This is a genomic window from Terribacillus saccharophilus, from assembly GCF_002272745.1.
Taxonomy (GTDB): domain Bacteria; phylum Bacillota; class Bacilli; order Bacillales; family Amphibacillaceae; genus Terribacillus; species Terribacillus saccharophilus_B.
In genome coordinates this window covers 258,316-283,803 of record NZ_NPBD01000001.1, presented here as the reverse complement: position 1 = coordinate 283,803, position 25,488 = coordinate 258,316, and the positions used below count along the sequence as shown (strand labels likewise).

The following is a 25,488-nucleotide window of genomic DNA, read 5'->3' as shown; positions in this document are numbered from 1 at the left end:
AGTAAATTATGATAAGATAAATATAACCTATTTTTTCCAAAGGGAGAGACGACTGTTGACACTGCGTGAACGACGGAAAAAACGAAAAAGGGAAGCTGATCCGAATCACAAATGGGATATTATCGATATTCTTCTTTATGTACCAGAACTGCTGTTTTTACCTTTGCGTTTCCTCCTGTGGATCGGCCGCGGCATTTTGCGTTTATTTCAGATTGGACCTTAAAAAGGAGAACATTCATGGGAAATACAATCACAATCTTAATTATTATTTTAGCAATCGGTAGTACATTTTACTTCGGTATCCGTTCATTACTACGGCGTTTCGGATCTAAGTAAATGCTTTGCTCATGTGTTTTGCATAAAAAAGAAGCACCAGCCAATGGCTGGTGCTTCTTTCATCTTCCACTTATATGCGTTGGTGAAACGGTGACTTTAATGGCCTGTACTAAAAGGTCTATTCATCTAAATGTGATGGCACCCGTTATTACCGCTACAAGAATTATAAATAATGAAGTCAAAACAGCCCATTTTACTGCATATCGCTGAAATGCACCAAGATCAATTTTCAACATGCTGACAAGAAGTATTGTAGAGGCTACAAGCGGACTCATAAGATGTACTGGCTGCCCTAAGATGGATGCCCTTGCGATTTCGACAGGATCAACACCGTAAGCTGATGCAGCCTCAGCAAATATAGGTACCATTCCGAAGTAATAAGCATCATTTGAAAGGACAAAGGTTAATGGAAGACTTGTGATAGCTACGACCACTGGGAAAAATTCACCCATGGAAGGCGGAACGATTGCGACAATAGAACCTGCTATTGCATTGACCATTTCTGTTCCAGATAAAATTCCCGCGAATACGCCTGCTGCAAATACAAGTAATACAACTGTGATTGCATTGCTAGCGTGTTCAGCAATACGCTCCTTTTGCATCTGCATATTTGGGTAATTGATGGATAGAGCCAACACAAAACCTATGAGGAAAAGTACAGCTGGATGCATGATCCCCATAACTAGCAATACCAAGATAGCTATAACAAGAAACAAATTAATCCAGCGCAGCTTTGGCCGTTTCAATAAATCTCCTTCTAATGCCGCCGCCATATATGGTTCAGATCCATAGGAATTGGTCTCGATTTTCATTACACCTATGCGCTTCCGCTCTTTAAGACCGAGCATAAAGGCAGTAAAGACGACGAAAATTATACCCCCAAGCATAGTGGGCAGTAGCGGAACAAAGAATTCAGAAGGATCCAATCCTAGCACCGCGATTGCTCTTGTTGCAGGACCTCCCCAAGGGGTCATACCACTGATGATACTCAAAGCAAGCATCGCAACTGTTGCCATAACCAATGGATTCATACCGATCCGTTTATACAAAGGCAGCATTGCAGAAACGGTAATCATATAAGTGGTCGTCCCATCGCCGTCTAGTGCAATAAGCATTGCCAGTACAGCTGACCCAATCGCAATCTTAACTGGGTCTCCCTTTACAAGTACGAGAATCTTCTTAATCAAAGGATCGAATAGCCCAGCATCAATAAGGATTCCGAAAAACAAGATAGCGAATAACAGTAAGGCTGCTGAACTGGCGACTGTTTGCAGTCCTTCTAAAATCATATCCCCAAGACTTCCTCCAAAACCTCCAATCAAAGCAAAGAAAATCGGTGTAATCGTCAAGGCAACAATAGGAGAAAGCTTTTTAGACATAATCAGTACAGTAAACACAATCATCATGGAAAACCCTAGTATCGTCAGCATGTTAATTCCCCTCTCTCTGAATACGCTTTCATTTACTTGTGTGAAGAAGCATTTGACATAGCATATTACATAGCAGGAGATAAGTTAAATATAACTATTTTTGCAAAACTCATAAGTATTTTTTATATTGATACATGCTGTTCCTGTTTCAGAAAACCGATGAACGCCTTCACCACTTGAAGATCGAGTGATTTAGGGTCATACATTAACCATGTTTCACGAAGCAAAGGCTCTTTCTTTTCATTTGTCAGACCGATACGGTATAGCTGATCGGATTCACGGAGACAAATTTCAGGCACTATCGAATAACCTAAACCGTGTTTAACCATCTCTTTACACGTTTCCTGCCGATCTACTTCCATTGCTGTAAGCGGTGCATGCTGTAAATGCTCATGTATCCATCCATCAATGATCGTTTTCAAGGAAGTATCGGTATTGTATTTAATGAAAGGAAGAAGAGGCAGCTGCCCAATACTGATTTGCTGTTTAGAAATTACATACAGTTGCTCTCTTGTCAGAATTTCCTTCACTCCTTGCCAGCGATGGTTCCCACGCAGTATACCCAAGTGTACATCCCCCTCATCCAGTAATTTCATCACTCTTGTACTCCAACCAGTCTGTACATTGTATTGGACATTCGGATAGACAGAAGAGAATTTCGCCAGCAAGCCTGGCAGCTTATATTGAGCAAAGTTACTGGAAACCGCTAAACGAAGCGTGCCTTGAACCTCTTCTCCTAGGTTCGCTAATGCATCTTTCGTTTCTTTAAGCTTTCGCAGCATCTCTACGGCATACTCAGAAAGATACTCTCCCTCAGCTGTCAACGTGATTCCTCTGTTACGTTTGGTAAAAAGTTTCACATGAAAGTTCTCTTCAATCTTTTGAATCCGGTATGTCAATGAAGGCTGAGAAGTGAATAATCGTTCCGCGGCTTTCGTTACACTCTTTTCTTCACCTAATAGCTTTAATAAGATCCAATCTTTCTCATCCATTGCTCACCCTCCTAGGTACTTTCTCACAGTTATAAAATAAATTTAAACTTTAATAAAAATAATTGTATTTTATTTTATCAATACTCCGGACTATGCTGTCAGTATAAACTACTTCATCCCCAAAAGGACGTGAGCAGATGGAAAAGATTCGTATTGTTTACATGCGCGGCGGCACAAGTAAAGGAGTTTTTCTTCATGAAACAGACATGCCTGCTGATAAGGAGAACTGGACGCCTTTTCTTCTCGATTTGATGGGTAGCCCCGACAAACGGCAAATTGATGGATTGGGAGGTGCAAATTCATTAACCAGCAAAGCTGCCATTATAAGAAAAGCAGAGCCAGACAAAGACTTTGATGTCTACTATACCTTCGCACAGGTAAGTATTACAGATGAAACAGTTGATATGAACGGAAACTGCGGCAATATATCTTCTGCCGTTGGTCCCTTTGCAATCCAGGAAGGACTTGTCACTGCCACCGAGCCAACAACCGCTGTAAGAATATGGAATACGAATACTCAAAAGTTAATCATTGCCGAAGTAGCTGTTAAAAATGGTGACGTTCAAATAACAGGTTCGACGGCCATACCTGGAGTACCTGGTTATGGCTCGGAAATAGCTTTAACGTTTTGTCATGCCGAAGGATCCGTAACAGGTGAGTTACTGCCTACCGGAAATGCTACTGATTTACTTGAGACGAGCTTTGGCAGTATCGTCTGTTCTATCGTTGATGCTGCCAATCCTTTAGTTTTTGTAGAAGCTGCTGAACTTGGTTTGGAAGGAACCATTCTGCCAGATTCCTTCACGGACGCAGACCTGCAACGATGCGAGGAAATACGTTCAGTCGCTGCTGAACGTTGTGGATTTGCTACTAGAGATAAAGCTACTAAGCTATCCCCGGCAGTACCAAAACTAACATTGATAGGAAAAGCTAAAGCCTTTATTGATACAAATGAGAACAATTACTCCACTCAAGATATGGATATCCATGTACGTATGCTATCGATGCAAAGACCTCATGAAGCACTTGCAATAACTGGAGCAATTTGCACCACTGCAGCATGCGCTATTCCTGGAACATTGCCTCATAAGCTTGCAACTAATACAACGGGAAGCTTGCGCATTGCCCATCCATCCGGCATTACTGAGACTGCGTACGCCAGCTTGTCAGAAATAAAGGTAATCCGTACAGCCAGAAGGATTCTTGAGGGCACTGCATACGTAAAGCAGAACTATAACTTGAAAGAAGTTATGGCTGCAAAGAATTAAAAAAGCTGTCCATTGTGACAGCTTTTTCTTGGTCTTTATCCAACTTAAAATCAAATCCCTTTGAAACTCAGACTCCTCTTATCAAAGTGAACTTGTTCGCAGCTAGTGTAATATTCTCTTTTAAGTAGGAAGGGGTATCTTTATGTATCAGTATTTCCTCCGTCGTCATCCACATCACTTCTCCCACTTCCTCTGTACTTTTTGCATAAGGTTCACCAGTGAAATGCTGACAAAGAAAAACAATATCAATAACATGAGTCCCTTTATCCGTAACAAAAGAAGAGCTGTTCACATAAGTAAAATCTTCCACTTCAATGCCTACTTCTTCGTAGATCTCTCGCTTTAGAGTCCTTTCCAGAATATCAGAAGATACACCTTCCAAATCACACTTACCGCCAACCATGGAAAGGCACCCTGCTGCATGCTCTTCTTTTTCACTTCTTGTTATCATCAGCCACTTACCGTCACGGTGAATGGCACCTTCTACATTGACTACAAACATTGAGAATCCTCCTTATAACTCTCTCTTTTTTTGTAAGTAATACCATTTATCAAGTATGATATAAAAGAAAACTTAGGGCGTAACTATTAGATTCCTAAGACAGTTTCTCAATGAATATAACCTGCCCATTTTAGAATTTCCATTTCCAATAAGCTAACGCCTATACCAATCTGCTCAATTGCTGTATATTCGTCACGATGATGACTTAAGCCATCCTTGGAAGGAACAAAGATTAATCCTGTAGCACAAAGCTTTGCCATATTCATTGCATCATGCCCAGCTCCACTCGCCATATGCATATATGCATATCCTTTTTGCTCACAGCTTTCAGCCAAGGATTGAGTTACTACTTTATCAAGATTGATAGGACGCTCATTACTCAACTCTTTATATTCAATACTAATATTGCGCTTCTCCTCTACTTGCTTAATTGAAGTAAATAATTCTTCAATGACTCTATTCTTTGAATCAAGTGAAGTTCCTCGTATGTCGATTTTCATTGTCGCCAAATCTGGTATCACATTCATTGATCCAGGTTTTACTTCACATGCACCTACTGTTGCCACTGTTCCGTTACTAGCTTCTATTATAGCTGCTTGCTCGAGCTGCAAGGCTATTTCTGCTGCACCCAAAAAGGCGTCCTTTCGATAGTGCATTGGTGTTGTTCCTGAGTGCGATGCTTGCCCTTTTATATTTATTTCAAACCGTGTAGGAGCAGCAATTCCTGTAACTATACCAATCTGTTTTAATTGCCTTTCTAACACAGGTCCTTGTTCAATATGCAATTCAAAGAATACTTTAAAGTCCTCTTTCTTACGGATACTTCTTTCTATTTCATTGAAGTTAAGGGAACATTCAGAAAATAAATCAGTTATAGATTTCCCTTCACTATCCCTAAGTTCAGCCACAGATTCCTTCTTCAATAAGCCTGCCATTGCCTTGCTTCCTATTGTAGAAACACCAAATCTTGAGGATTCTTCACAGGCAAAAGCAATAATCTCGATTGGATGTTTTGTTTTAATTCCTTTATCGTTTAAGCTGCGAACGACCTCAAGTGCAGCAATAACACCTAATGTACCATCATATTCCCCACCTTGAATTACTGTATCTAAATGGGAACCGCATGCCACGACAGGAAGATTAGGATTAGTCCCTTCCCTCCGTGCTATTACATTTCCGCAACTATCAATCCGAACATTCATTCCTTCTTGTCTACAAAGGTTGCTAAAAAGTTCGGCTGCTTGTCGCTCTTCTTTAGAATAAGCTAAACGAGTTACTCCCTCTTTTGAATGACCAAATTGATTAATGTCATGTAATGTCTTCTCTAAACGTTTTAAATCCATATTTACCTCCAGCATTATAATGGATAATATGTTTTTACTATTTCCAGTCCACTTCCATCAAAAGGAAACGAAGCCGCCTTTATCTTCTTTTGTAATACATTCAATGACTTTAAAGCATATTCTTTTAATTCAGCAGGATAACCATACTTTACACTGTTGGTCTCAAATTCATCTTCGTCGACAACCATCCAGTCTTCATTTCTTCCTTTCACTAAATCCAGATCTAAATCCACAAAACTAAGTTGATTCCCATTAAGCACAGAAGGCATCGCAATATTGCAGTAATACGAATGTATTTTTCCTTCCTCAATCTCCATGGCTATTGTATAACCTTCTTTCAAGAAGAAGTACTCAAGCGACGTGACATTCATCGTAAAGGTTGTATTTTTCGTATGGTGTTTCATCTCTCTGCCACTTTCACAAAGCACCATCACATACTTTGGCGTTTTTCTCAATAAGTGACCTTTCCATTCATAGTGCGGAATGTCGGGATATTTCAATGATTTCATATGTATCATTTTATTCAAAGGTACCCTCTCCTAGTCTATTGGTGATATTACCTTCTATAAGATTCTCATGATCCTATTATTTCTGGATATCAAAGGTACCTTCTATCACAACTTAATAGCATCTATTATAAGTGAAGGAGCAACAATTTTTTCTCCTTGGTTTCTAGGATCATACTTCTTGGATCGAAAGATGACTACATCTGCTCCATCCCAGCGGTTTTGATGAAAGTTTCCCTTTTCATCAAAATACTCAAGAAGTTTAACTTTAAGCCCGGCAGCTTCGAACATTTCTGTTAATGATTTATAGTTATATACTATTTTATGACTGGCAGCCGAATGGTCTTCTGGTCCAGGCCCTCCAACCTTCACAATATTTTGGTAAGCTTCATCCGGAAAATACCCATCTGGAACAGCACAACGAATATAGCCAGAAGACTGTAGATAACGTAAGCAGATCTTCGCGGCCTCTAAACCTTCTTCATAAGTGAGATGTTCCCATACATGCTCAGCTAGTATTGCTTTTACGGAACCTTTGCTGAACCTGATCTGCCATGTTTTCTCGTCCAATAAATTCATTTCTTCCTTCTGTGTATGTAACCAATCTGGGTTATTCATGTATGGACCTGCCCCTATAACTATTTTTATCTCCTTCATAGCATCACTTCACCTTTCGATTATGATTTTTATGGTAGTTACAATTTTGGCAATATTTGATAAAGTTAGTCTATCATAGTTTTAAATGATAAGGTGAAGGTCGTAATTTATATCGAGTGGACACAATTATGTAGAAAGAGGTCTATTATTGCATGGAATTCTTTATTAGAAAACGAACACGTAATGATATTAAAGAGTTTGTTACTTGGACTTATGAAGACTTTTATTCCTTTTACGACAACAATATACAGAAAGAAAAGATTGAGTCTTTCCAGCAAAGCATTCACTAGACCGAGCATTCTCTGTTGTTGACGAAGAAGGTAATTTGACTGTCAATTACGAGTTTTATAATGTGCAAGAAGATGAAATTGAAATTTTAGTAGTTGGACTGCAAATGAAGCCCTCTCTCACTGGCGAAGGTCTTGGTTCAAAATTCTCCAAGGCAATCATTGAACAAGGCAGACAACGGTTTAATTATGACCATCTTGAATTGGCTGCTGCAGACTTTAATAAGCGAGCAATAAGAACATATGAAAAAGTAGGATTTTTAAAGAGAGGCGAATTTGAAGATACAATTAGAGGAACTTCTTTTAACTTTATCATTATGGCAAAAGATTGGAACTGATAAAGAAGGAAACTCGTGAAGGTTTCTTGTTTAGTTACCAAGTTTATTATAAAAGTGGTCCGTTTCACATCTAATGAAAAAGCAGGCTCATTAATTTAATGAACCCACTTCTGAAATTGCATAATCTGGATTATTAGTGAATATACCGTCGACTCTTAAATCTAACATTTTGTCGGTCAAATTTTTCTCATCATCATAGTAATAGACATGGAGCTGAAGATTATAGTCATGAATTTTTCTAACCAAATCAGCATCAACACTACCCGCATATATCCCTACACCTATTGCATAATTTTTAATATGCTGCATAGTATCATCATCAAGTTCTTGAACCTCTGCTTTACGCAATAATCTAACAAAAGGAATATCGTTGTTAAGTTCGTGGATTTTCTTCATGCTTTCTTCTGAAAATGATTCGATAATTACTCTTTTCGATTTAATAAGATCCTTGCTATTGAGGATAGAGACCAACTGCTCCTCCATTCCTATATTGCCTTCGCTATCTGTTCTCGTTTCTATATAATAATGGACGGAATCACCGTAATGATTTACAATCTCCTGAAGTGTTAGAATCTCCTGATCTTTATCGACATGAAGGTGTTTCAGTTCTTCTAATGTTAAGTTTTCAACCATTCCAGAACCATCTGTTATGCGATCCACGTCCTCATCATGGATTGCTACTAGCTGCCCATCTTCAGTCTGACGCAAGTCGATTTCAATATAATCCGCTCCGTCTTTCTCCGCTCGGTCATAAGATAAAAAAGTATGCTCAGGCTCTATTTCAGAAGCCCCTCTGTGTGCGATAATTAATGGTTTATATGTAGGTATATTATTATTCTCCCCTTCCTCTTTAACAGCAGGTGTACATGATGAAAGAATAAATAAAATGGATAAATATAAGTAAAAAATAGATGTTTTTTTCATAACTTTACTAAACTACCATAACAGGTGAAATATTACAATATATTATTGCTTGTTCTTAAATATTATATATTAGCTCATTACACGTAATAAAATTCATCATTTTATATAAAATAAGCCCCCTAAATATAGGGGGCCATTTAATTTAGATTAGAATCCAGCTTCATACTGTTTCGGTACAATATTCTCTTTTCTCAACTGCTTAGCAGCTTCCAAAGTCCAGTAAGGATTTCTAAGCATTCCTCTTCCAACTTGGACAAGATCTGCTTCTTCGTTTCCGATAACCGCATTGGCCAATATTGGATCATCTAGTCTGCCGACGGCCATAACCGGAACTTGTAGTGCTTCTTTTATTTGACGTGCTAATGGTACTTGGTAAGCTGCATGTGTACCTGGTCTTCCCCAAGCTGCAATCTGTCCTTCACCGCCGGAAGAAACATCAAACACATCCGCACCTGCATCTTTGTATGCTTTAGAGAATTCGATACTTTCCTCTATACCATAGCCGCCTTCGACATATTCTCTTGCAGAAATTCGCATAATCAATGGCATATCAGCTGGCATTTCTGCTTTTGCTGCTTCAATAATTTCACGACCGAATTTAGTCAGGTCCTGACCATATTCATCATCACGCTTATTCGTTAGTGGAGAATGGAATTGGTGAATAAGATAACCGTGAGCACCATGAATTTCGATTGCATCGAAACCAGCTTGTACCGCACGTCTTACAGCTAAGCGGAATTTCTCGACCATCCCCTTCACTTCTTCTGTTGTAAGGGCTCTTGGTGTTTTGGAATTTTCGTCGAATGGAATAGCGGATGGTGCCACTGGCTCAGCTGCATCTTCTGCTTTGCGTCCCGCATGAGCGATTTGGATACCGATTTTTGCTCCATGGCTATGTACAGCCTCTACAATTTTTGTAAGAGCTGGAACTTGCTCATCAGACCATAAACCTAAATCATAATCCGTGATTCTACCATCCGGCTCTACATCTGTCATTTCAACAATAATAAATCCTGTACCGCCAACTGCTCTGCTGACATAATGAAGATAATGCCAGTCATTAGCAATTCCGTCTTTCTTTTCTACCGAATACTGGCACATCGGCGGCATGACAACTCTGTTTTTCAGCTCTAGATTTTTTATTTTATAAGTACTAAACAAATTTTGCATGTTGAAAACTCCTTAGCGAACAAATTATATGCATAACGCATGCATTTAATTTATCGTTTTAATTTAACTCTGTCAAATGAAAGGCATATAAAAAAAGTACCCTGTCAGGTACTTTTTTGTAAACATCTTATAATTTCTGCAGTAATTGCTTAAGTGCTTGTTCAGAGTCAACTTGAGCAAAATTAGTACGTATTACTTCATGAAACGATTGGAGACCGCGCTGCAACTTATTCTCCCCTAAGTCTGTCATCTGCGTATACGTTCCTCTGCGGTCTTCTGTACACATATGTTTCTGCAATGCACCGCAGCTGTCGGCTTCCATATTTGCAACCAATCTAGATAGCGCGCTTTGACTGAGCCCTATCAATTCTTGCAGCTGCTGCAAACGTAGTTTCTTCTCGGGGGCCTTGGATAGATAATACAATACATAAAACTCTTTAATTGATAAGCTATATTCTTTTTGCAGAACGTTTTCCAGTTCTTTCTTTATTTTCAATTGTAAATTATCAAGAGACAACCATTCATCCATAAACTCATGGTCTGTATTCATAAGATATTCCACCTATTCTAATCTCGAATGCTATACATGTTACTATACTGGAATTGAAAGGGGAGCTCAAATTTATTTATCGATATTAGATAGGTAGTAGTAACAGCTTTAAAATCAATTATTAATTTCTAATACTTCTCTTGCCATTTGCTTATACTCTTCCAAGTCTGAGATGATTGCAAACTCAGCAATTGCCACTGGATAAGCAGCATTAAGTTCAATGATGTGTTCTTTCATATTTGGCCAGTAAATACCTCCTGCTTGCTTGTAATAGCCGATTAATTTCTCTAATTCTGGTTCCCCGAACGTTCGATATTGGAAAACAAAATCATTTGCTACATCCGTTACTTTTGCTTCAGTCCAGTCAATCAAACCAGTTACTTTTACATCTTTATCAATCATCGTGTGACCTGCATGTAAATCTCCATGAATGAGACCTGTTTTTTCTGGCCATAAATCCTTATTATTGATCCAGTTTTGCCAGCGTTCCCATAAAGATTCTCCTACACCAAATGTCCCTTTAACCTTTTCCATACGCTCTCTCATTGATTTTCTAGCTTCCTCTGCTGTGTGGACTAATAAACCAGCTTTAGATGCTTCATCTATCGGAATGGTGTGTAAGGTTGCTAAAGTTTTAGCTAATGTCTGATGAAATGTTTCAGGGACATTTTCGTGATTCATCTCCCATACATAGCTTTGAATCTCTGCATCAATCGTACCTGCTGGAACACCGGTCAATTTTCTGTACGCAATCAAATCATCTTCATAGACCACCCAAAGAGGAAACTCAAAATCGACATGTTTGTTGATTACATCCAGTGTTTTCTTTTCCACGATCGTCCTCTTCATGACATCGTCACGTCTTGGAAACCTAAGTACCCATTCATTCCCTTTGTTATCTTCAGCGTAAGCAACCTTAAAATCCAAACCGGACTCATTGAATATTATCGAGTTTTCTTTTACATCCAAACCATAACCCTTTGCAATCTCAACAGCTTGCTGTTTCTTCAAGACAATTATTCCTCCTCTTTTTTTAATCGACGGATTTAGAATTCAAGATTTCCTATATTAAACATACACAAAAAAGAGAGGGATCTCCCCTCTTTTAAATTATTACTTCATCCACTCAGGCTTATGAAATTCTTTAAAATCTTCCTCAATCACCTTAGCAAACTCCTCCGACTCTACCGCTTCCTTTATATCTTGCACAAATTGCTCATCTTTGTTTTCTGTTGAGACAACTACTCGGTTTTGGATATCCTCCGGCAATTCGTCGAGTGCGAGTGCTGTCGCTAAATCGATGCCAGCTGATATAGCGAAGTTCCCGTTAATAGCTGCCAAATCAACTGACTCCAATGTACGTGGCAGCTGAGCTGCTTCGACTGGTTCAAATTTCAAATTCTTCGGATTGCTTGTAACGTCTTTCTCAGTGACGCGCAATGGATCAGCATTTTCATCGATCTCAATTAGCCCATTCTCTCTCAGCACTGTCAGACCCCGCCCGAGATTAGTCGGATCATTAGCGAGTGCAACTGTGCTTCCATCTTTTATTTCATCTAATGACTTGAATTCATTTGAATAAATTCCGATAGGTGCTGTTGGAACTGTTATAACACTAGTCAGCTCCATATTATTTTCCTCGGCGAAAGCGTCCATATAAACTTTGTGCTGAAAAAGATTGGCATCTAGTGAACCGGTCTCCAAAGATTTATTCGGCTGCACATAGTCGTTGAACTCCTTTACTTCGACTGTATAACCTTTATCCTCCAGGTACGGTTTCACCCCTTTTTCCAGCATGTCGCTATACGGTATTGTTGCACCTAAAACGAGCTTTTTATCTGATGTGGCACTGCTTTCTCCGGAACCGCATCCTGCTAAAACTGCTGTAAACACTGCGGCAATTAACACTAAAATAGCTTTTTTCACTTTTTGTTCCCCCTGTGAGTTCATCTTTTTGATACGACTCTTGCTACGAGATCACCTAGGTATTGAACAACTTGAACGAGTACAATCAGTACGATAACTGTGGTGAACATAATTGTATTATCGTAGCGATAATATCCATACCTTATTGCCAAATCGCCGATTCCGCCTCCACCTATTGTTCCCGCCATGGCAGAATACCCAATAAGACTGATTGCTGTAATGGTTAGTCCTGTTATTAAACCCGGCTTTACTTCTGGAAGGATGATGCTTTTGATAATCATCCACGGAGAAGCACCTACAGCAATAGCTGCTTCTATCACGCCCTTATCTATGTCCCTAGCTGAGGACTCTACGATTCTTGCATAAAACGGTATAGCTGCAACAGATAAGGATACAGAGGCAGCTAAAGGCCCAATGGTCGTATTGAGAAGAAATTGCGTAAACGGCAGTAAGAAGACAAGCAGAATGACGAAAGGAACGGATCGAATGAGATTGATAACCAATCCTGCCACTCTTTTTACTAGTACGTTTTCCAAAAATAATCCGCGATCTGTAACAAACAACAGTATCCCAAATGGTAACCCTATCAAGATCGCCACAGCTAAAGCGATGGAGACCATTAAAAGCGTTTCAAGAAATGCTTGGTTCAATTCAGGCAAGATGGCGATTACGCGTTCCATCATCCAACACCTCCACCTTGCTTACTTTGTCTCTTAGATAAGCAATTGCTTTATTTACTTCCGCTTCATTTCCGTTCAATTCCATGATAAAAATTCCTAATGGCTTGCTTTGAATGTACTCTACTTTGCCATGCAGAATATTACCGCGAATTGGAAATGCCTGCAGCATGTCTGATACAACTGCTTCTGCGGCAATACTGCCTTTGAATTGCAGCCTGACAAGCTTTCCGTTTATCTCTTCCAATAACTCTTTCGGAAGATCAAAATTAAGTACAGTCTGGATAAAAGATACTGTCAGAGGATTAGCAGGGTCTGAGAAGATGTCATAGGTTGAACCTTGCTCGACCACCTTCCCATCCTGCATAACCGCACAGCGGCTGCAGATTTCTTTTACAACCTCCATCTCGTGTGTAATGACAACGATAGTCAGGCCCAGTTCTCTATTAATTTTCTTTAACAGAGAGAGAATCGATTTTGTCGTACCAGGATCCAGGGCAGAAGTAGCTTCATCACATAAAAGGATCTTCGGCTGATTCGCAAGAGCTCGAGCAATACTAACCCTCTGCTTCTGGCCGCCACTAAGCTGTGCTGGATACTGATCCCTTCGATCCTCCAATCCCACCAAGGCTAGCAGCTCTTCTACTCGCAGTTTAATCTGCTTTTTGTCTGCTCCTGCAGCTCTTAATGCAAATGCAACATTTTCAAATACCGTTTTAGAGGAGACAAGATGAAAGCCTTGAAAGATCATGCCAATTGACTGCCTAGCTTTTCGCAGATCCTTTGGCGAGAGCTCATGCAAATTAACTCCATCGACAAATACTTTCCCAGACGTTGGCTTTTCCAGTAAATTAATGCAGCGCAGCAACGTACTCTTGCCTGCACCGCTGTACCCAACAATCCCAAAAACTTCCCCAGCTTCAACAGTTAGTGTCACATCGTCAACGCCAATGATTTGCTTGCCCTTGCTGTTGTACTTCTTTGAGATGTTCTCCAGTTTTATCACCTTTGATCACCCTCTCCTGTCGCTACTTTCCGTAGTCGATAGTTACTTGCAGGATGCCCTGATGGAAGTCTGCTTGATTCATAATCAAACAATTTTTCTCTCAATGTACCAGTTTTATAGGATTGTTTATAAAGTCCGCGTTCTTGAAGAATCGGGATAACCAGATCAACAAAAGACTCTAAATCTCCAGGTGTAACAAGATGGTTCAAATTAAAACCGTCCACTCCGGATACCTCGAATTGATGCTGAATAGCATCTGCCACCTCTTCTGGATTCCCAACTATCAAACTTTTGTCAGGTGTATCAAATCGTTTCAACGCTTCGCCTACTGTCAGCTGCTTGGATGCATCCTTCGTCAGTGAGGCTGCTTTGTAGTGGCCGCCTTCTGTTGTTTTGCCATATGTAAACGGCTCGTTAGGATCTAGCTCCTCATATTCGGAAATGTCGTAGCCGCTTGCCCCAAATTGTGCTTTGGCTGCATCAGAGCTCCAATGACTCGTGTATGCCTGATACTTTTGCTGTGCCTCTTCGGTAGTTTTCGCTACAATGACGCTAAGGAATGAGAAAATCTTAACATGATCTGGATTTCGACCATGCTTGGCAGCTCTCTCCCTTATATCCTCTGCATAATAACGGATACGTTCAGCAGTAGGTCCTCCAACAAAAACACATTCCGCATGCCTAGAAGCAAATTCCCGTCCCTTTTCAGACGTACCAGCTTGATAAATAACAGGAGTCCGCTGCGGAGAAGGCTCACTCAAATGCGGTCCCTCAACCTGGAAGTACTGACCTTCATGATTGATTTCATGCACTTTTTCAGGCTTCACGAGCACTTGGTTTTGTAGATCTTCAACAACTGCATCCTCCTCCCAGCTGCTTTCCCATAACTTATAAGAAACCTCCAGGAATTCGTCGGCAATCTCATACCGCTCATCGTGCTTGATCATGTCAGTCAAACCAAAGTTACGGGCAGCGTTTGGAAGATAGGAGGTCACGACATTCCAAGCAACTCTTCCCTTTGTCAGATGATCCAGCGTGGAAAAACGTCGCGCATTACCGAATGGCGGTTCATATGTAGTACTTACCGTAACTGCGAACCCTAAATTTTCGGTAACACTAGCCATTGCAGAAATCAATAACGCCGGATCATTTAACGGAACCTGCAGACCGTCCCTGATAGAAGGAGCTTTACTATTCCGGTAAATATCATAGATACCTAGTACATCGGCAAAGAAGATAGCATCAAATTTTCCGCGTTCCAATAGCTTCGCCAGATCAATCCAATAATTCAAATCCTTATATTGCCGATGCCGCTTGCTCTCTGGGTGCTTCCATAACCCATGCGAGTTATGCATCGCACTATTCATATCAAATGCATTCAAAATAATTTGCTTTCCCACTTTTACCCCTCCATTTTTCACAAATAAAAGACCTCTTCTTAGATTAAGAAGAGGTCTTACTTAGTCGACGCAGGCGTACAACGTCCACTCTCTTCTCATCTTTCAAGCTAGTAGCTTGCTGGAATTGGCACAGTACTGCAGCAGTCTGTTGCCGAGGCTTCAAAGGGCCAGTCCCTCCACCTCTCTGGATAAGAAATGCTTATTGAATTAAAGCTCAATATACAGGACAGTCCATTGCCTGTCAATTGAGTTTTCGAAATTAAATATATAATTGACAATATTCCGTATATGACTTATATTTATGCCGACAACCGAATAAACACACTTATCTAGAGTCAGGGTAGGAACTGGTCCAACGACCCTGCAGCAACCGCTTGTTTGAAGCAAGGTGCTAATTCCAGCAGACAGACTTGTCTGAGAGATGAGAGAGAATGCTTACATAAACATCACCTCTTTCTCATGAAAGAGGTTTTTTAATTTATTGGATAAGGAGAATGTTCATGCGAGAAACCGCAGAGAAAACAAAAGTGTTTGATCAAGTGATTCAGAAAGCAAAGATCCTTTCTGAAAAATTTAAGCAACGCGCAGCCCATATTGATAGCAGCGGGGAGTTTCCCTATGAAAACTTTCAAGCGTTAAAGGAGAGCGACTTTTTGTCTCTTACTGTGCCGACGGAATATGGAGGCACAGGTTTAAACCTCGTGGAGTACTTACACGTTCAAGAGATACTTGCTCAAGGCGATGCTCCTACGGCTCTATCATTTGGCTGGCAGCTTGGTGTTGTACTGGAAAATGCAGAAAGTAAAAAATGGGATGAACAAAGCTTCAAAAATCTCAGTAATAAAATCATACATGACAAAATTCTTCTTAACTTGGTTCAAACAGAAAACGCAACCGGCAGTCCTTCGCGAGGAGCAGCTCCGAGGACAACTGCAATACTGGAAGGTTCAAAATGGAGAATCAATGGTCGTAAATCCTTCGCTTCGATGGCTGCTGCTTTGGACTACAGCATTGCCACAGCCACTATACTTCCTTCTGGGAACAAAGGCTTCTTTTTGATCGATCATTCCCTAGAAGGAGTATCTGTAGTAGAAACATGGGATAGTATCGCAATGAGAGGAACAAGAAGTGATGATTTGATTTTAGAAGACGTAATTGTGGACCAGGATACACTACTTATAGAAGAGAATAAAGGCACTTCCACTCCAAGAGGCTGGTACTTGCAGATCGCGGCTGTATACCTTGGTATAGCTGTTGCTGCTAGAGATTATACAATTCAATTTGCTTCAGATTTCCAGCCTGTTTCCTTGCCGGGTCCAATCAAAGATGTACCAGAAGTCAGAAGAAAAATCGGCGAGATAGAACTAGCTCTTTTTAATGCCAGAGAAGTACTTTACGCTACAGCCAGAAAGTGGGTTGAGTATCCTGAAAAAAGATCGGAAATGAGTCCTGATTTAGCTGCAGCTAAACATATTGTTACCAATAAAGCGAATGAAGTTGTGGATCTCTGCATGCGTATAGTCGGAGCCAGAAGTTTGTCTGCTGACAATCCGCTCCAGCGTCACTTTCGTGATGTGCGAGCTGGCTTACATAACCCGCCCACTGATGATGCAGTTGTTTATTCGCTTGCCGATGCAGTCTTTCGACAGTAAAAACTCCTGAATCCATAGTGGATTCAGGAGTTTTCCTATTTACCAAGCATATGCATATGGAGCTGAACCACCTGGACCAGGGAAAATCTCGTCCAGTCGTTTTAAAACAGATTCATTAAGATTGATTTCGAGTGCAGTTAATGTACTCTCGAATTGTTCAATCGTACGCGGTCCAATAATTGGAGCTGTTACAGCAGGATTAGCAAGCTGCCATGCGAGGGCAATATTATCCTGTGTTTCTCCTACTTCTTCACATAGTTGACCGAATTGCTCCAATTGTGTTCGCTGCGCATTAATTTTATCACCAATCTTATCACTTCGGCTTCCTGGCAATTTTTTAAGTGCATTCCGGCCAAGCAGACCTCCATCCAAAGGACTCCAAGTGATAATGCCAATCCCAAGATGTTTCGCCGCTGGCAAAACTTCCAATTCAGCATATCGACAGTTGAGATTGTATTTATGCTGTTCTGATACTAGCCCTAAGAAATGACGGTTTTTAGCTGCTCCTTGTGCTACAGCCAGCTGCCATGCAGCAAAGTTACTAGAGCCGACATAACCTATCTTTCCTTGGCTGATTCCTAATTCAAAAGCTCCCCAAAGCTCTTCCCAAGTTACGGCAGGATCAATATGATGCATTTGATACAGCTCAATGTGATCTGTTTGCAAGCGCTTTAAAGATTCTTCAAGATGACGCCGAATTTTATATGCTGACAACCCCGCCTCATCATTTGGACCATCGGCAGCATTATGCATGCTTCCGTATACTTTTGTACCTAAGACCACTTTCTCTCTTCGACCTCCGCCTTGCTTGAACCATTTTCCGATAATTGATTCTGTAAGGCCTCGATTTTCTGCACCGTATACATTCGCCGTATCAAAGAAATTAATACCGGCATCAAGTGCTGCATCCATAATTCTAAATGCATCCTTTTCTTCCGTAGTAGTGCCAAAATTCATCGTACCTAAACAAAGTCTGCTTACCTTCAAACCAGATTTACCAAGGTATTGATAGTTCATAATGAAGATCTCCAGTCTATGATTTTTTAGGGTTTTTCTTGTTATTGATTTTTCCCCTTCGCAACGGGATTTTGCTCATACGAAACCCAATCGCTATAGCTTCCCGCGTATAACTTTACATTCTCGAACCCAGCCATTTTTAAAGCAATGTAGTTAGAAGCAGCCGTTACACCTGATCCGCAATACACGATAACTGGATCTTTAGTATCCAGCTCCGCAAATCTATTTTTCTGTTCTTCGCTGTCTTTAAATGAACCCTGTTCCAATCCTTCCGCCCAAAATTTATTAATGGCGCTAGGAATATGGCCAGGTATTCTATCAATTGGTTCCACTTCGCCTATGTAGCGTCGTTCCTCTCTTGAATCGATTAATATTGGAGACTTTTTCTCTTGTTCGACAACTTCTTTTACTTCCTCATAAGAAGCCATCATCTCTTTTCTAATGTTCACTTCAAATTCAGTTGCTTCATATTCAGGTATATCCTTTGTCGTCATGTATCTAGCTTCAATCCATCCTTTAAAACCCTCATTCAATACAAATACTTTTTCATGCCCTAAAAATTGAAGCAGCCACCAAAATCGAGAAGCATATGATCCTTCTCCACCGTCATAGGCGATAACCGTTTTTGTATTGTCGATTCCCGCTTTCTCAATATAAGATTTAAATCGAGCTATTTCTGGCAGCGGGTGTCTTCCGCCATGTTTTGAAACAGGAGCTGAAAGCTGTTTTTCTAAATCAAAATAAACAGCACCAGGAATATGACCTTCCTCGTAAAGATCTGCTCCTTTATCTGGATTACCTAATTCAAACCGGCAATCTACAATCTTAATCTGTTCGTTATTTAAATTTTCATTTAGCCATTCCTTACCCACTACAAAATTCACCTTATATAACCCCTCACAAATTTAGAATAAAACCATATAATCTCTTTATAAAAGTTCCCTCACTCATCTTATATATACTAGATTTATACGGCAGTTTCCTTCAAGGAATCTCGAAGCTATGCCTGTAGATTCCTAGATATTCATAAACTCTCCACTTAACAATGTTCCTTTTATTAGGCTTTTTGTAGTTGCAGCTCTTCTAGCTCGAAGTTACAATAAGACTCCAAGGATATTATTTAAACCAACAGCCCATTTAATACTAATGGAGGTATATACGTTTGATAGCAAAAAAAGATCTCCCAGTTTGCCCGGTTGCTACGACAGTCGGTTTGATAGGAAGTAAGTGGAAGTTGCTTATTTTACAGCAGCTATTAAAGGAAAGAAAAAGATTCAATGAACTCCGCAGAAGCATAGACGGTATCAGTCAAAAGGTTTTGACCCAGAACCTTCGATCAATGGAAGAAGACGGCATATTAGTTCGGTATGTGTACGCAGAAGTGCCGCCTAGAGTAGAGTATGAACTTAGCGAATTAGGAAATTCACTACGCCCGATCATTTCCGTAATGGATTCATGGGGAGTAGAATATTTAAATACGCTTAAAGATATGCAAGAAGCAGAATGAGATCTATAATCTGCCTTTTAATTAACAAAAACCGGCAACTGCCTTTTTGCAGCCACCGGTTTTTTATAGTCAATTACCAGTTTCGATTATGTTTCGCATCGAATTCTTCTTCTGATTGAAACAAATATATAAGCCCTTCAACAAACCCAATAATACCTGGAATTACTGTCCAGGAAAATAATATATACAAAATCCCCAAGCCTATATTACCCAAATAAAATTTATGAATTCCTAAGTTTCCCAATAAAATCCCAAGTACTCCAGCAACAATCTTGTTCTTCATGGCTACCCCTTTAGAAACTATATTATAAATACTTTAATAGTATAGCTCAAAAGTAGAAATTAGATTTAAATTTTGGGAAATATACGTATTATTTGAAATATATTAGAAACTCATCTCACATAACTTCGACTTAGCAATATCCCAAAGCCCTTCTTTATAGTCCTTATCCCAATCACTTACATACAATTCAGGTAGGTGCTCTGAAGGGAAATATCGCCTTACATTTTCGTTAACTTTATTTAGAAATAGCTCATTTACTTCCGACTGATGGAAAATAATTTGCGACGGGTTTAACAAGGCGCTGATGGTTTGAATTAATTTTGATATCAGTGCTATAAACCTCTCATCTTCTAGATCAAAGCCGCTTTCTGGTAGGAATCGGTTATTATCATTAATAGGAATAAACGATATTTCCCCGCTGAACATCGTATGCCCTTTAACTAGTTTGCCATTAATTAGAATACCCGCTCCTGGTCCATTCGCCCCCATGTATATGTAAACAAGGGAAGCATCACTGGATAGACCCTTTCTGTTCTGGTAACCGATAACTGCAGCATTCATGTCGTTCTCAATTATTATTTCAACTGGCAGGTTTAAAATGTCTCTCATATTTTGATTTGCATAAAGAGGATAACCTGGTATGTAGCTTATAACGTCTCCATTTACAGCCCCTGGTATGCCCATTGCGATAGTCCGTATGGAAGGGTCATCTATCAATTTCGTTCTCAGAAATGCAGATAATGCACGTGGATCCTGCTTTAAAAAGCTCTCTACAGCATCTTCCTGTATCTTTTTGTTGAAGGCATCCGTGATGACATACTTTGTTTCCTCTTTTTCTAGGTAAACTAGCAATGTATGTACAAAGTCAGGATTAAAGGCAAAGTTACGAGCCCTCCTGCCTCCTGCAGATGGTAAAAGGCCCAAGGAGAGCACTTCTCCTCGATTTACCATCTCCTGGATGAACTTGCTGACAGTCGGAAAGCTTATCGAAAGCGCTTCTGTGATTTCTGCTTTTGACATACTATGAGAGTTCAGCAGCAATTTCCGTATCCCTCTTATAATGTTTGCTTTCACCTGATCCTGCATTGTCATCTGTTCATCCAACGTTAATACCTTCCTTCTATACTTCAATAGCTTTGAGAATACGTGCAGGGTTACCTCCAACCACAACATTGTCAGGCACACTTTTTGTCACAACAGACCCCGAGGCTACAACAACATTATTGCCGATAACTACTCCTGGATTGATTACTGCACGTCCACCTATCCATACATTATCTCCAATGGTGACCGGCTTGCCAAACTCCAGTCCAGAATTGCGTTCTGCTGGGTCTAACGGGTGTGTTGCTGTGTAGATATGAACCCCCGGCCCAAACATGCAATTATCTCCTATTCGTATTTTACATACATCAAGCATAACACAATCAAAATTCGCATAAAAATTCTTTCCGACAAAGATATGAAATCCATAATCACAGCGAAAAGTTGGCATGATGGTTGTTGTCTCATCGGAAGCCCCTAAAAGATGCTTCAATATTTCCTTGCGGTGCTTCTCTTCGTATCCTCTTGTATAGTTGTACTGATATAGAAGTTCTTGCGCCTCTACTCTGTTCTCTAATAGTTCTTTGTCAGCAGACAGGTATAATTCACCTGCTGCCATTTTCTCTTTCTCGGTGAAAGGCATTCGTCAATCATTCCTCCTAAATAGTAATTTCGATTATGTTTCCTTCAGGATCTTCTATGACGCTCTCATAATAGCCATCTCCTGTAGTACGAGGTTCACCAAGAATCATATAACCGTCCTCCCTGATTCTTTCAGTTAATCTATCAACCTCTTCCTTACTGCCAACAGAAAATGCTACATGGGCCCACCCTAACTGATCAGGTTGCGCTTCCTTATTGATCCCCACCTTCTTCATTAGTTCCAGTCTGGAACCACTCGAAAAAGTAAGAAAATAGGAGGCAAATCCCTTCTTTTCATTTACATACCGACTGTTACTCTCTGCTGCAAAATAATGTGTGTAAAATTCCTTCATACGCTCGATATCTTTCACCCAGATAGCAATGTGTTCAATTTTCAATGTCAGCCTCTCCTTCCACTGAACTTATTAAACTACTTTAATAAGTTTACAAAAGAAATTTCACTTCATCAATCTAATCATCTTTTGAATTGTAAGCAGTACACTATTCTCTTCATTTGTTTTGGTAATAAAGCTGGCAGCAGCTTTCGTATTTTCACATGCGTTCGCCATTGCAAAGTTATATGCAGCAATGCTCATTAACTCTACGTCATTCTCTCCATCTCCAAATGACATCGTTTCTTCTTTCGTTGCTCCCACAATTTCTTGCAGCTTTTGAACGGTTTTTCCCTTATGAACATCAGCTGCTGTGATATCCAGCCAAGCTGGTTCAGAAGCAACCATATAAACTGTTTTAGTATACTCCTGCTCTAACAAGTGCTGTTTTATTTGAGCTGACCTTTGTGACTTATCATAAATCGTGATTTTAACAAGATCAGATTTTATGGCTGTTAAATCGTCTGTCTTTCTTAATTCTTTATAGGAGTCTCGGACAACACGATAATCAATTTCTGATATATCTGAGCTTACATATGCTGATTCCCCAGTACACGCAATAACAGTTACTCTGTGATCATAAGCCTCTATACCGCGTATAAGTTCATTTCCCAACGCCTTATCGAGCGGGAAATCTTTTATCAGTTCTCCATCTCTTTTAATGCGAGTAGCACTATCCCCCAACACCCAAATATCGGAATGTCCATCAAACAATTCTTCGACCCTTTCACACTGTTTTCCTGTACAAGCCGCAAAGACAACACCATTTTCTTTCATCATTTTGTGTGTTTCATCGAAAAGCTCTTTGTCAAAACTCCCCTCATTATTCAAGAAAGTCCCGTCTAAGTCTGTTACAACCAATTTCAGCATATATCGTATCTCCTTCACTTGTAGTAAGTACGAATGAAGCATACATCCTGGGATCGATTTCATGTCAATAATTTTTTATTCGAGAAGAATCACAAGACAACACATAATGTACACAAGGGCTATTTATAATGAGAATACTTAGAAAAAACAAAAGGAGACGTAAGATGTTATTGCTATTGATTGGCATTCTCGTTGTAGTCGTTATCACTGTTACCACTCCTAAAGATCTTTTCCATTCTCCTGATGAAATCTCTGCAGCCGTCGCACAAAAAGCTAAGAGAGACGCTGAAAAATATATAATCTCCAATCGAAACAACAACCAGTACTAATCCTTTTTTTATTACAATGTAAAAAGCAGCATGAATGTGTTGTTACGCAAAACAAAAATGGGGTTATGCTGACAGCACTAAAAAAGCTGCGAATCACCAAAGTGAAAAGCAGCTTTTTTACTTTCATTTATCTAGCATAAGCAAACCTTGCAAGGAATTGCTTTGTCCTCTCTTCTCTCGTTTGTTCAAAAACTTCTTTTGGTGTACCTTCTTCTACTACTACACCGTCTTCCATGAAAATCACTCTATCCGCGATCTCATACGCAAAACTCATCTCATGGGTGACAATGATCATAGTTACTCCAGTTTGGGCAACTTTTTTTATCACATCCAATGTCTCTCCAACTAATTCAGGATCTAATGCCGAAGTAGGTTCATCGAATAAGATCACTTCCGGAGTTAATGCAAGAGCTCTTGCTATGCCAATACGCTGCTGCTGTCCACCAGATAATTGATGTGGATATGCATCTCTTTTCTCTTTCAGCCCTACTTTGTCCAATAAATCCATGCCTATTTCATAAGCTTTATGCTTGGGGATTTTCCGTGCAATAATTAAACCTTCTACAATATTTTCGATGGCTGACTTGTGATGAAAGAGATCGTATTGTTGAAAGACCATCGCTGTTTTTCTGCGTAACGCCAGTATTTCTTTAGATTTTGCTTTGTTGAATTCTACTTTCGTCTGATCTATGCTGATTTCACCTGCATCAGCTCGTTCCAAGAAGTTGAGGCATCGTAGAAAGGTTGATTTTCCAGAACCGCTCGGCCCTAGAATCACTACTACTTCTCCTTTATTTATGCTTAAGTCAATTCCCTTTAATATGTTATTTTTACCGAATGATTTAGATATATTTTTTATTTCAATCATGCAAATTGTCTCCTTCTGCTCTTGTTTGCATATTTTCCGTATCCAGCTGTTACTGCTTCGATAGCAGCACATACTGCCCAGTAAATGAGTGATACAGCTATATATGCTTCCAGATATCGATAATTCACATTTGCTTCAATTAACGCTCCATTAAGAATATCCACAACAGATACCATTGAGACGAGTGAAGAAGCTTTGATAAGACTGATTAGCGTATTATTCAATAATGGCAGGGCCAGTGGAATCACTTGAGGGATCATTACTCTGCGCAATACTTGTATGTTAGTCAAGCCAATGGAATAGGCTGCGTCGATCTGCCCTTTTGGAATAGAAGCTAAAGCGCCTCTGAATATTTCCGACAAACCACTTGTAGCATATAAAGTAAGTGCAAAAATAGCAATCCATCTTCTATCTAAATCGCTGAACCGAATAGACCAGGAAAGAGAATCAGCAATTTTATCCACGGAGTCCGAGAAGACAAGATAGGAAACTAGCAGGATTAAAACAACAGGTATAGCCTTGAATATTGTCACGAACCATTTGAAAAGCACGGAGAGTATCGGTATCTTATAGTGACGTATCAATGCGATTCCCAACCCAATAATAGAGCCAAATACGAGCGGCAGAAACCCTAAAAGCAGTGTAGTAGGTAAGTAGTGAAGCGCAGCTAGAAAAGCTTCAAACATAAAAGCAAAGTCAAAATCCATACTCACTGGTCCCTTCCCTTATTATTTCGTAAAGTCTCCCCCAAGATATTCTTCGGAAAGCTCGGACAACTTCCCATTGTCAATCAGCTCTTGTAATGCACCATCTATTTCCTCTTGAAGTTTTGTATTGTCGTTTTGGAAGAGATAATACGTTTTCGAAACATTCACGGGTTCCCCTGATGTAACGAGATTAGCATTGAATTGTTTATTGAGTTTATCCACATCATATTTGGTCAATAGCGCCGCATCCACTGTGCCATTTTGGAGATTGTTTATCAGCACTTCATTACCGCCATCTCCATAGACAATTTCAATCTTATTGTCATGTTCTTCATTATATTGCTCCAAAAGGTAGGCGAAATTGCTTCCTGCCGATGTGTGTACTTTCCGTCCTGCCAGATCATCCAGTGTTTGAAAATCATTACCTGAATCTTCGTCTACCACAACATAGCTTGTATAATCCGTGTACCCAACTGTTCCAAACAAATACTTTTCTTGCCTCTCCTCATTGGTTTCATATTGATGAGCGGCTAAATCCACTTTATCCGCATCCAAGGCGGGCAAGATATTCTTAAACTCATATGATTCGTATTTGAATTTGTACTGTGGCAGCAGTTTATCTACTTCATCGAGGACTGCTTTCTCATACCCTGTAAGTTTTCCGTTTTCATCTAAATAAACAAAAGGCTGGTATGCATTCCCTGTTCCTACAACCAATTCTTTTGCATCTGGGTCGTTATTGGCAGCATTTGCTTCTTCTGCAATATCTGCACTTCCACAGGCAGAAAGCAGTAGCGTCATAAGTACGAGAATCCCAATAAAGTTTTGTTTTTTGAATATTGAATTAATTTTCATACTATTACCTCCC

The 25,488-nt window shown here is 39.9% G+C and carries 30 protein-coding genes and 2 riboswitches; of the genes, 6 read left to right on the top strand and 24 right to left on the bottom strand.

Features of this window, described 5'->3' with window-relative positions:
* Nucleotides 1-55 precede the first annotated feature (55 nt).
* A complete protein-coding gene (locus CHH58_RS18265) occupies nucleotides 56-223 on the top strand; it encodes a hypothetical protein (RefSeq protein WP_170937478.1) in 168 nt (55 codons plus the stop codon).
* Nucleotides 224-458: 235 nt separating this feature from the next.
* Here CHH58_RS18265 and CHH58_RS01415 read toward each other — a convergent pair whose 3' ends face one another.
* Entirely contained in the window at nucleotides 459-1,766 is a 1,308-nt protein-coding gene (locus CHH58_RS01415; RefSeq protein ID WP_095261894.1) for a CitMHS family transporter, read from the bottom strand.
* Nucleotides 1,767-1,888: 122 nt separating this feature from the next.
* Entirely contained in the window at nucleotides 1,889-2,758 is an 870-nt protein-coding gene (locus CHH58_RS01410) for a LysR family transcriptional regulator (protein ID WP_095231123.1), read from the bottom strand.
* Nucleotides 2,759-2,895: 137 nt separating this feature from the next.
* Between CHH58_RS01410 and CHH58_RS01405 the strand changes: the two genes are divergently transcribed.
* Nucleotides 2,896-4,026, top strand: a complete 1,131-nt coding sequence (locus CHH58_RS01405; RefSeq protein WP_095261893.1) for a 2-methylaconitate cis-trans isomerase PrpF family protein — start codon at nucleotides 2,896-2,898, stop codon at nucleotides 4,024-4,026.
* Nucleotides 4,027-4,093: 67 nt separating this feature from the next.
* Here CHH58_RS01405 and CHH58_RS01400 read toward each other — a convergent pair whose 3' ends face one another.
* The 4 genes from CHH58_RS01400 to CHH58_RS01385 all read right to left on the bottom strand — a co-directional run bounded on the left by CHH58_RS01400 (nucleotide 4,094) and on the right by CHH58_RS01385 (nucleotide 7,034).
* Nucleotides 4,094-4,528 (bottom strand): NUDIX hydrolase, encoded by a 435-nt coding sequence (locus CHH58_RS01400; RefSeq protein ID WP_095261892.1) that lies wholly within the window; start codon nucleotides 4,526-4,528, stop codon nucleotides 4,094-4,096.
* Between the two features lie 107 nt (nucleotides 4,529-4,635).
* Complete coding sequence (locus CHH58_RS01395; RefSeq protein WP_095231126.1) at nucleotides 4,636-5,871, bottom strand: Zn-dependent hydrolase; 1,236 nt, start codon at nucleotides 5,869-5,871, stop codon at nucleotides 4,636-4,638.
* Nucleotides 5,872-5,885: 14 nt separating this feature from the next.
* Nucleotides 5,886-6,389, bottom strand: coding sequence for a DUF402 domain-containing protein (locus tag CHH58_RS01390; protein ID WP_095261939.1), 504 nt, complete (start codon nucleotides 6,387-6,389; stop codon nucleotides 5,886-5,888).
* A 96-nt stretch (nucleotides 6,390-6,485) separates the two neighbouring features.
* Nucleotides 6,486-7,034 (bottom strand): class I SAM-dependent methyltransferase, encoded by a 549-nt coding sequence (locus CHH58_RS01385; protein ID WP_095261891.1) that lies wholly within the window; start codon nucleotides 7,032-7,034, stop codon nucleotides 6,486-6,488.
* A 352-nt stretch (nucleotides 7,035-7,386) separates the two neighbouring features.
* On the opposite strand from CHH58_RS01385, the gene CHH58_RS18530 reads away from it, so the two are divergent.
* Nucleotides 7,387-7,659 (top strand): GNAT family N-acetyltransferase, encoded by a 273-nt coding sequence (locus CHH58_RS18530; protein WP_249274999.1) that lies wholly within the window; start codon nucleotides 7,387-7,389, stop codon nucleotides 7,657-7,659.
* Nucleotides 7,660-7,749: 90 nt separating this feature from the next.
* Here CHH58_RS18530 and CHH58_RS01375 read toward each other — a convergent pair whose 3' ends face one another.
* The 8 genes from CHH58_RS01375 to CHH58_RS01340 form a co-directional block, all read right to left on the bottom strand.
* Nucleotides 7,750-8,583 carry a glycerophosphodiester phosphodiesterase family protein gene (locus CHH58_RS01375; protein ID WP_095261890.1) on the bottom strand — a complete coding sequence of 278 codons (834 nt, stop codon included), beginning with the start codon at nucleotides 8,581-8,583 and terminating at the stop codon, nucleotides 7,750-7,752.
* Between the two features lie 147 nt (nucleotides 8,584-8,730).
* Nucleotides 8,731-9,753 carry an NADH:flavin oxidoreductase/NADH oxidase gene (locus CHH58_RS01370; protein ID WP_095261889.1) on the bottom strand — a complete coding sequence of 341 codons (1,023 nt, stop codon included), beginning with the start codon at nucleotides 9,751-9,753 and terminating at the stop codon, nucleotides 8,731-8,733.
* A 127-nt stretch (nucleotides 9,754-9,880) separates the two neighbouring features.
* A complete protein-coding gene (locus CHH58_RS01365) occupies nucleotides 9,881-10,303 on the bottom strand; it encodes a MarR family winged helix-turn-helix transcriptional regulator (RefSeq protein ID WP_095233041.1) in 423 nt (140 codons plus the stop codon).
* A gap of 114 nt (nucleotides 10,304-10,417) precedes the next feature.
* Nucleotides 10,418-11,320: a macrolide 2'-phosphotransferase gene (locus CHH58_RS01360; RefSeq protein WP_095261888.1), complete on the bottom strand. Its 903-nt coding sequence runs from the start codon at nucleotides 11,318-11,320 to the stop codon at nucleotides 10,418-10,420.
* A gap of 96 nt (nucleotides 11,321-11,416) precedes the next feature.
* Nucleotides 11,417-12,229: a MetQ/NlpA family ABC transporter substrate-binding protein gene (locus CHH58_RS01355; RefSeq protein ID WP_095233043.1), complete on the bottom strand. Its 813-nt coding sequence runs from the start codon at nucleotides 12,227-12,229 to the stop codon at nucleotides 11,417-11,419.
* A gap of 20 nt (nucleotides 12,230-12,249) precedes the next feature.
* On the bottom strand, nucleotides 12,250-12,912 hold the full coding sequence (locus tag CHH58_RS01350) for a methionine ABC transporter permease (RefSeq protein WP_095261246.1): 663 nt from the start codon (nucleotides 12,910-12,912) through the stop codon (nucleotides 12,250-12,252).
* Entirely contained in the window at nucleotides 12,881-13,912 is a 1,032-nt protein-coding gene (locus tag CHH58_RS01345; RefSeq protein ID WP_095261887.1) for a methionine ABC transporter ATP-binding protein, read from the bottom strand. Before CHH58_RS01345 ends, CHH58_RS01350 begins: the two co-directional genes overlap by 32 nt.
* Nucleotides 13,909-15,312, bottom strand: coding sequence for an LLM class flavin-dependent oxidoreductase (locus CHH58_RS01340; RefSeq protein WP_095261886.1), 1,404 nt, complete (start codon nucleotides 15,310-15,312; stop codon nucleotides 13,909-13,911). The genes CHH58_RS01345 and CHH58_RS01340 overlap by 4 nt, the downstream gene beginning before the upstream one ends.
* A gap of 92 nt (nucleotides 15,313-15,404) precedes the next feature.
* A riboswitch (SAM riboswitch) is annotated at nucleotides 15,405-15,507 on the bottom strand.
* Between the two features lie 127 nt (nucleotides 15,508-15,634).
* Nucleotides 15,635-15,740, top strand: a riboswitch (SAM riboswitch).
* A gap of 72 nt (nucleotides 15,741-15,812) precedes the next feature.
* On the opposite strand from CHH58_RS01340, the gene CHH58_RS01335 reads away from it, so the two are divergent.
* Nucleotides 15,813-16,964, top strand: coding sequence for an acyl-CoA dehydrogenase family protein (locus tag CHH58_RS01335; protein ID WP_249274998.1), 1,152 nt, complete (start codon nucleotides 15,813-15,815; stop codon nucleotides 16,962-16,964).
* Nucleotides 16,965-17,003: 39 nt separating this feature from the next.
* On the opposite strand, the gene CHH58_RS01330 is transcribed toward CHH58_RS01335, so the two are convergent.
* A complete protein-coding gene (locus tag CHH58_RS01330; RefSeq protein WP_095234780.1) occupies nucleotides 17,004-17,981 on the bottom strand; it encodes an aldo/keto reductase in 978 nt (325 codons plus the stop codon).
* A 41-nt stretch (nucleotides 17,982-18,022) separates the two neighbouring features.
* Complete coding sequence (locus CHH58_RS01325) at nucleotides 18,023-18,865, bottom strand: sulfurtransferase (protein WP_095261884.1); 843 nt, start codon at nucleotides 18,863-18,865, stop codon at nucleotides 18,023-18,025.
* A 278-nt stretch (nucleotides 18,866-19,143) separates the two neighbouring features.
* On the opposite strand from CHH58_RS01325, the gene CHH58_RS01320 reads away from it, so the two are divergent.
* The gene (locus tag CHH58_RS01320; RefSeq protein ID WP_095231308.1) at nucleotides 19,144-19,488 is read left to right on the top strand and encodes a winged helix-turn-helix transcriptional regulator; all 345 of its coding nucleotides are present in this window, start codon (nucleotides 19,144-19,146) and stop codon (nucleotides 19,486-19,488) included.
* A gap of 73 nt (nucleotides 19,489-19,561) precedes the next feature.
* Here CHH58_RS01320 and CHH58_RS01315 read toward each other — a convergent pair whose 3' ends face one another.
* From CHH58_RS01315 to CHH58_RS01295, 5 genes are all read right to left on the bottom strand, one after another.
* The gene (locus CHH58_RS01315) at nucleotides 19,562-19,771 is read right to left on the bottom strand and encodes a TM2 domain-containing protein (protein ID WP_095231307.1); all 210 of its coding nucleotides are present in this window, start codon (nucleotides 19,769-19,771) and stop codon (nucleotides 19,562-19,564) included.
* A gap of 102 nt (nucleotides 19,772-19,873) precedes the next feature.
* A complete protein-coding gene (locus CHH58_RS01310; protein ID WP_170937475.1) occupies nucleotides 19,874-20,875 on the bottom strand; it encodes an ROK family transcriptional regulator in 1,002 nt (333 codons plus the stop codon).
* 16 nt (nucleotides 20,876-20,891) lie between these two features.
* Nucleotides 20,892-21,455, bottom strand: a complete 564-nt coding sequence (locus CHH58_RS01305) for a maltose acetyltransferase domain-containing protein (RefSeq protein WP_095261882.1) — start codon at nucleotides 21,453-21,455, stop codon at nucleotides 20,892-20,894.
* Between the two features lie 16 nt (nucleotides 21,456-21,471).
* On the bottom strand, nucleotides 21,472-21,852 hold the full coding sequence (locus CHH58_RS01300) for a VOC family protein (RefSeq protein WP_095261253.1): 381 nt from the start codon (nucleotides 21,850-21,852) through the stop codon (nucleotides 21,472-21,474).
* 60 nt (nucleotides 21,853-21,912) lie between these two features.
* Nucleotides 21,913-22,716: an HAD-IIB family hydrolase gene (locus CHH58_RS01295; RefSeq protein WP_095261254.1), complete on the bottom strand. Its 804-nt coding sequence runs from the start codon at nucleotides 22,714-22,716 to the stop codon at nucleotides 21,913-21,915.
* A 164-nt stretch (nucleotides 22,717-22,880) separates the two neighbouring features.
* Between CHH58_RS01295 and CHH58_RS18260 the strand changes: the two genes are divergently transcribed.
* A complete protein-coding gene (locus CHH58_RS18260) occupies nucleotides 22,881-23,045 on the top strand; it encodes a hypothetical protein (protein ID WP_170937474.1) in 165 nt (54 codons plus the stop codon).
* 127 nt (nucleotides 23,046-23,172) lie between these two features.
* Here CHH58_RS18260 and CHH58_RS01290 read toward each other — a convergent pair whose 3' ends face one another.
* The 3 genes from CHH58_RS01290 to CHH58_RS01280 are packed head-to-tail and all read right to left on the bottom strand — an operon-like array spanning nucleotide 23,173 to nucleotide 25,475.
* On the bottom strand, nucleotides 23,173-23,913 hold the full coding sequence (locus CHH58_RS01290; RefSeq protein WP_095261881.1) for an amino acid ABC transporter ATP-binding protein: 741 nt from the start codon (nucleotides 23,911-23,913) through the stop codon (nucleotides 23,173-23,175).
* Entirely contained in the window at nucleotides 23,910-24,620 is a 711-nt protein-coding gene (locus tag CHH58_RS01285; RefSeq protein ID WP_095261880.1) for an amino acid ABC transporter permease, read from the bottom strand. Before CHH58_RS01285 ends, CHH58_RS01290 begins: the two co-directional genes overlap by 4 nt.
* A gap of 21 nt (nucleotides 24,621-24,641) precedes the next feature.
* On the bottom strand, nucleotides 24,642-25,475 hold the full coding sequence (locus CHH58_RS01280; RefSeq protein ID WP_095234768.1) for a transporter substrate-binding domain-containing protein: 834 nt from the start codon (nucleotides 25,473-25,475) through the stop codon (nucleotides 24,642-24,644).
* Between the last annotated feature and the right edge of the window lie 13 nt (nucleotides 25,476-25,488).

Bases quoted from the DNA above. Each gene is read 5' to 3' on its own strand.
- CHH58_RS01415 (WP_095261894.1), bottom strand. From the start codon at position 1,766: ATGCTGACGATACTAGGGTTTTCCATGATGATTGTGTTTACTGTACTG.
- CHH58_RS01410 (WP_095231123.1), bottom strand. From the start codon at position 2,758: ATGGATGAGAAAGATTGGATCTTATTAAAGCTATTAGGTGAAGAAAAG.
- CHH58_RS01405 (WP_095261893.1), top strand. From the start codon at position 2,896: ATGGAAAAGATTCGTATTGTTTACATGCGCGGCGGCACAAGTAAAGGA.
- CHH58_RS01400 (WP_095261892.1), bottom strand. From the start codon at position 4,528: ATGTTTGTAGTCAATGTAGAAGGTGCCATTCACCGTGACGGTAAGTGG.
- CHH58_RS01395 (WP_095231126.1), bottom strand. From the start codon at position 5,871: ATGGATTTAAAACGTTTAGAGAAGACATTACATGACATTAATCAATTT.
- CHH58_RS01390 (WP_095261939.1), bottom strand. From the start codon at position 6,389: ATGATACATATGAAATCATTGAAATATCCCGACATTCCGCACTATGAA.
- CHH58_RS01385 (WP_095261891.1), bottom strand. From the start codon at position 7,034: ATGAAGGAGATAAAAATAGTTATAGGGGCAGGTCCATACATGAATAAC.
- CHH58_RS01375 (WP_095261890.1), bottom strand. From the start codon at position 8,583: ATGAAAAAAACATCTATTTTTTACTTATATTTATCCATTTTATTTATT.
- CHH58_RS01370 (WP_095261889.1), bottom strand. From the start codon at position 9,753: ATGCAAAATTTGTTTAGTACTTATAAAATAAAAAATCTAGAGCTGAAA.
- CHH58_RS01365 (WP_095233041.1), bottom strand. From the start codon at position 10,303: ATGAATACAGACCATGAGTTTATGGATGAATGGTTGTCTCTTGATAAT.
- CHH58_RS01350 (WP_095261246.1), bottom strand. From the start codon at position 12,912: ATGATGGAACGCGTAATCGCCATCTTGCCTGAATTGAACCAAGCATTT.
- CHH58_RS01335 (WP_249274998.1), top strand. From the start codon at position 15,813: ATGCGAGAAACCGCAGAGAAAACAAAAGTGTTTGATCAAGTGATTCAG.
- CHH58_RS01330 (WP_095234780.1), bottom strand. From the start codon at position 17,981: ATGAACTATCAATACCTTGGTAAATCTGGTTTGAAGGTAAGCAGACTT.
- CHH58_RS01315 (WP_095231307.1), bottom strand. From the start codon at position 19,771: ATGAAGAACAAGATTGTTGCTGGAGTACTTGGGATTTTATTGGGAAAC.
- CHH58_RS01305 (WP_095261882.1), bottom strand. From the start codon at position 21,455: ATGCCTTTCACCGAGAAAGAGAAAATGGCAGCAGGTGAATTATACCTG.
- CHH58_RS01295 (WP_095261254.1), bottom strand. From the start codon at position 22,716: ATGCTGAAATTGGTTGTAACAGACTTAGACGGGACTTTCTTGAATAAT.
- CHH58_RS18260 (WP_170937474.1), top strand. From the start codon at position 22,881: ATGTTATTGCTATTGATTGGCATTCTCGTTGTAGTCGTTATCACTGTT.
- CHH58_RS01290 (WP_095261881.1), bottom strand. From the start codon at position 23,913: ATGATTGAAATAAAAAATATATCTAAATCATTCGGTAAAAATAACATA.
- CHH58_RS01285 (WP_095261880.1), bottom strand. From the start codon at position 24,620: ATGGATTTTGACTTTGCTTTTATGTTTGAAGCTTTTCTAGCTGCGCTT.
- CHH58_RS01280 (WP_095234768.1), bottom strand. From the start codon at position 25,475: ATGAAAATTAATTCAATATTCAAAAAACAAAACTTTATTGGGATTCTC.